Annotated in this window: 5 protein-coding genes; 1 reads left to right on the top strand and 4 read right to left on the bottom strand. The window is 54.1% G+C overall.

Features of this window, described 5'->3' with window-relative positions:
* Positions 1–135 precede the first annotated feature (135 nt).
* The 4 genes from B140_RS14035 to B140_RS14030 form a co-directional block, all read right to left on the bottom strand.
* Positions 136–708 carry a hypothetical protein gene (locus tag B140_RS14035; protein ID WP_169332545.1) on the bottom strand — a complete coding sequence of 191 codons (573 nt, stop codon included), beginning with the start codon at positions 706–708 and terminating at the stop codon, positions 136–138.
* Between the two features lie 68 nt (positions 709–776).
* Positions 777–1355: a hypothetical protein gene (locus B140_RS0111220; RefSeq protein WP_018119447.1), complete on the bottom strand. Its 579-nt coding sequence runs from the start codon at positions 1353–1355 to the stop codon at positions 777–779.
* Between the two features lie 86 nt (positions 1356–1441).
* Positions 1442–2077: a DUF3710 domain-containing protein gene (locus B140_RS13550; protein ID WP_083912338.1), complete on the bottom strand. Its 636-nt coding sequence runs from the start codon at positions 2075–2077 to the stop codon at positions 1442–1444.
* Positions 2078–2195: 118 nt separating this feature from the next.
* Complete coding sequence (locus B140_RS14030) at positions 2196–2738, bottom strand: hypothetical protein (protein WP_156801791.1); 543 nt, start codon at positions 2736–2738, stop codon at positions 2196–2198.
* A 100-nt stretch (positions 2739–2838) separates the two neighbouring features.
* Between B140_RS14030 and B140_RS14025 the strand changes: the two genes are divergently transcribed.
* The coding region (locus tag B140_RS14025) for a cutinase family protein (protein ID WP_156801790.1) at positions 2839–3744 on the top strand (906 nt) is incomplete at its 3' end.

Raw genomic sequence — 3744 nt, 5'->3', positions numbered from 1 at the left:
TCGGATAGTACATCAAGATCGCCTTCATGAAGCGAAGAAGGTAGGACAGGCACGTTCCTAACCAGTAAACAGACTCCCATACGAAACTCATAAATCAAGAATACAAGAACCGAAAGGAAGGTGCAAGCCAAACTGTTAGGAAAAGAACAAAGAAAACACGAAGCAAAGGAAGATGAAGATAAGAACGCTGCACACCACCACCACGCCGAGTGCAACCAGCCACCGGGTAACACTCCGGTAGTTATCAGCAAAGCCGCTGGATAAAATAATCACAGTGACAATCGCGCATAAGGCGAACCATCCGACAAAAAGGGCAAAGCGAACACCTGGAGAAAACTCAGAGAAGTCAGGGCGCACACCCAACTTGAGCCAGATCGTCAAAAAGAGTGCCAGCACCATACTCGTGATGCCCAGATATACCCCCACCACAGAGACCGTGTACTGCCGCTTCCGAAACGAACTGCCTAGGGAGGTATCCGACGTGCTACCACCGGCGCGATCCCGATGACGCGCGTCCACCTGAGACTTCCGCAGCCAATTTGTCCCACCTGGCGTGGCATCGAGCGGATCAAGCGACTGCCACGAGCCGGAATCTGCAAGCCCCTGGTTCGTCAAGGACTTCTCCACCTGATCACGAAAACCACTTTCCCGATAAGAAAGCTCATCAAGAGAAATGACTCTTTTACGCTTGTTCTGGTGTTCAAACATGAACCCTAACCCCTTTATGAAATAAAAAGATGCGGGTCCAGAAAACTGAACCCACATACCATAATCACTTAGTTACGAATGACCGCAATGATGGAATCATAAATTTCATCAGGCACGCTCTGACGCCCCAGGGCCACAATGCGCGCGCACAGCCGGAAAGAACGCCCCTGCTCCTCTTTGACCTCAAGATCACGCAGAGCGGTCTCGTTCACGTCCTGACTGAGTGCGTCAATGTCCTCCTGGAGCATGTTCTTCTCATACTGCGTTGTCGCCTCACTTTGACGCTGCTGAAGAGCCCGCAACTTCCCAGCCTGACCATGAGAACCCCCGAGCTGTTGCAGCGACCGCAGCAACCCGCCCATACCCATCGACGCCTCACCCGGTGCCTGCATCGCTTTGGCTTGCGCGGAGTACCCAACAGTCTTTCCCCCCGCACGCTTCCACTCATCAACGATGGCAAGCATATGCTGCGTTGAAGAATCATAAGCCTTCTTTGACACATGATCGGCAATCAACGCTTCTACCTGATCGACGTTATCAATCTTCGGCAGACGAGCCCCATCCATGATCGCATCAGAGATCCGCAGAACCGTTTCAAAGTTCTTCCCAAACTGCCGTTCGGCGTATTCTTCTGCCTTGTTCGCCACCAGCACAATCCTTTCTAGAACAGAGATGAAAACCTAACCACATAATACAGTCTACGCAATGAAAGTCAATCTAGAAATAGGAATTTCTAGGCAATCGGCATCTCAGACCCAGCCAGCAGCGGATCCTCACCTCGCCACACGATGAGAGATTCCAGCACGTCCCGCACGACTGTCGTTGCCGCGCCGCTTAACTTCGGCGCGTAGGCAGTGACCCGCGCACACCAACGCGGACCATCACAGCCCACGATGTAGACATCCTGATCCCTCGACCGCGCAGAAACCGTATCCCCCCACCGACTTGTCCCCACCGCAAAGGACACGCCAGCAGCGTGAAAATGATCCGTCATCGCCTTTATCTGCTTTTCACCCCATAAACCATGCGAGGACGGAGCCGCAAACACAATCAACACAAAGGAAAAAGAATCGTAGTGTCCCCTACGGGGAGGCACATCAACGACAATAGAAGTAGAAAGTCTTCGATCAATCTCACTTCCAATCGGCAACGACAACGACACCCGAGAAAGCCAAATGCGCTGAGTCTTTACATCCTTGTGCTTGCTTTTCTCCAAAAGGTCATCAAGGCGCTGGTCGCCTATCTCGGAGGCGTCCCACGGACCAAAATCAACGCCGCGCTTCTTGCCGACTTCTTCAGGGAGGCCCGGGGCGGGCTTTAGCTTTTCCTGATTCGATGGGCTCCGAGTTTCAGGGGTGTGGGTAGTCATTTATCTTTCTCCATTTCTGCTTATCAAACTAGGAACGGGTTGTTGTCTCATGCTTGCCACAGAGGCGCAAGGATAGAAAACATGCTATGAACTGCGGTGATACCTCGTAGGGGGAGGACTAGCGGGGGCATGCGATAGGAAATATGGCCTTGTGACGTCGCATGAGTTCAATACTGCCAAGTATTCTCGTCACAAGCACATCGTGATACTGTAAGAAAACATTAAACAGGTAACTCTTGCACATCATGGAATACTCCCATTCGGGACCACCGCCCAAACCATTTTTTACTTGCCGCCCATGCTCATGTATCTTTACTCTCTCCGAGAGGACTTTATTCTTCTTTATATCTTTTATGAGTGCAGGTGTTGCGGCCAATGAAGCGTGGAAACGTATTTGCCCTTTCGTTTTATCAATCATGGATCTGCTTGAAAGGCTACGGAGGCGGTGGGAACAGTTTTCTAAGAAAGCGAGCATTTGATTCCCACTGAGCGCGTATGCCTGGTCGATAATGTCCCGTATCATGAAAGTAATATCATCAAGGGGGATCGCTACAGCGGTTTTTTGCAAATGGCTGTCCCATAAATTCTCTATGGAATACATTTCTTTCACCAGGGACGTGTGAAAATCCTTCACTGTTGGTTTTGGGTGAATAGTTTTCATAAAAACTCCCTCACTTCTAGGTGTATCCTGGCGAACATCATGGAAGTAGACTAACATTCATGCCAAACACTGACATTACTCGCCTGGAAGGGGCTGGGAGATGAAAACACTTGGACGCATCCTTGCTGCGGCAGCGGCAGTAGGGATCGCGGCAACGACGCTGCACGCAGGCGCGGCACCGAACGACGATGGACCTGCCCAGGCACAACGCCTCGGCGCCCTGGCGGGCAAGACCATCGGAGAAATCCAGCAGAACCAGAATCGGAGCACCCAGAGCTCGGGCTCGTCTGGATCTTCTCAGGGGCAGGGATCGACCAGCTTGAGTTCTTCTGGTTCTTCCGGCTCGTCCGGGTCCTCGGGTTCCTCGGGGCCGCAGTGCCCCGCTCACCTGGTCTACACCTTCGCGCCGACGCTGAACTCTGCCTCCTTCCTGCCGGAAGGGCTGCCCTCAATCGACACCGTAGGGATGAAGAAGTACCTCGAAGCCAGGGGGGACACCCGGGTTACGTCCGTGCCCTACAACACCGCCTACCCCACGCTGCTGTGGTCCTACAACGAGTCGGAGGCCTCCGGCATCAAGCGCTTCAACCAGATGGCCAGCCGAGACCTCACCGACTGCCCCAACGCCACGGTCTCGCTGAGCGGATGGTCAGAAGGCGCTGCCGTGGCCGCGAAAGTCGTGGAAGAAATCGCTGCGGGGACCTCCCCGGTACCAGCAGCATCCTTCTCCTCTGCCTCCCTGGTGGCCAACCCCCACCGCATGGAAGGCTCCGGCGCCATCGAGCGCGGCGGCGCGGATCCCGGTGGCGGACTACTCCCGGAGATCACCTACGGCGAACTGGCTAGCCGTGTCCTAGAGCTGTGCTACCCGGGAGACTCCGTGTGCGATACCACCAACGTCGCCCCCGTCTCGAACCTGCTGAACACCAAGGCCGGCGCAAACACTGCCTTGCTGCGCGGGCGCATTGACACCCGCCAACTAGCCGAAGACTGGGAAAAGTACGCC

This window comes from Corynebacterium mastitidis DSM 44356 (genome assembly GCF_000375365.1).
GTDB lineage: Bacteria > Actinomycetota > Actinomycetes > Mycobacteriales > Mycobacteriaceae > Corynebacterium > Corynebacterium mastitidis.
The sequence above is the reverse complement of the archived record's forward strand: the minus strand, read 5'-3'. Positions and strand labels throughout refer to the sequence as shown.

Coding starts and splice junctions, on each gene's coding strand:
- B140_RS14035 (WP_169332545.1), bottom strand. CDS start 708: ATGTTTGAACACCAGAACAAGCGTAAAAGAGTCATTTCTCTTGATGAG.
- B140_RS13550 (WP_083912338.1), bottom strand. CDS start 2,077: ATGACTACCCACACCCCTGAAACTCGGAGCCCATCGAATCAGGAAAAG.
- B140_RS14030 (WP_156801791.1), bottom strand. CDS start 2,738: ATGAAAACTATTCACCCAAAACCAACAGTGAAGGATTTTCACACGTCC.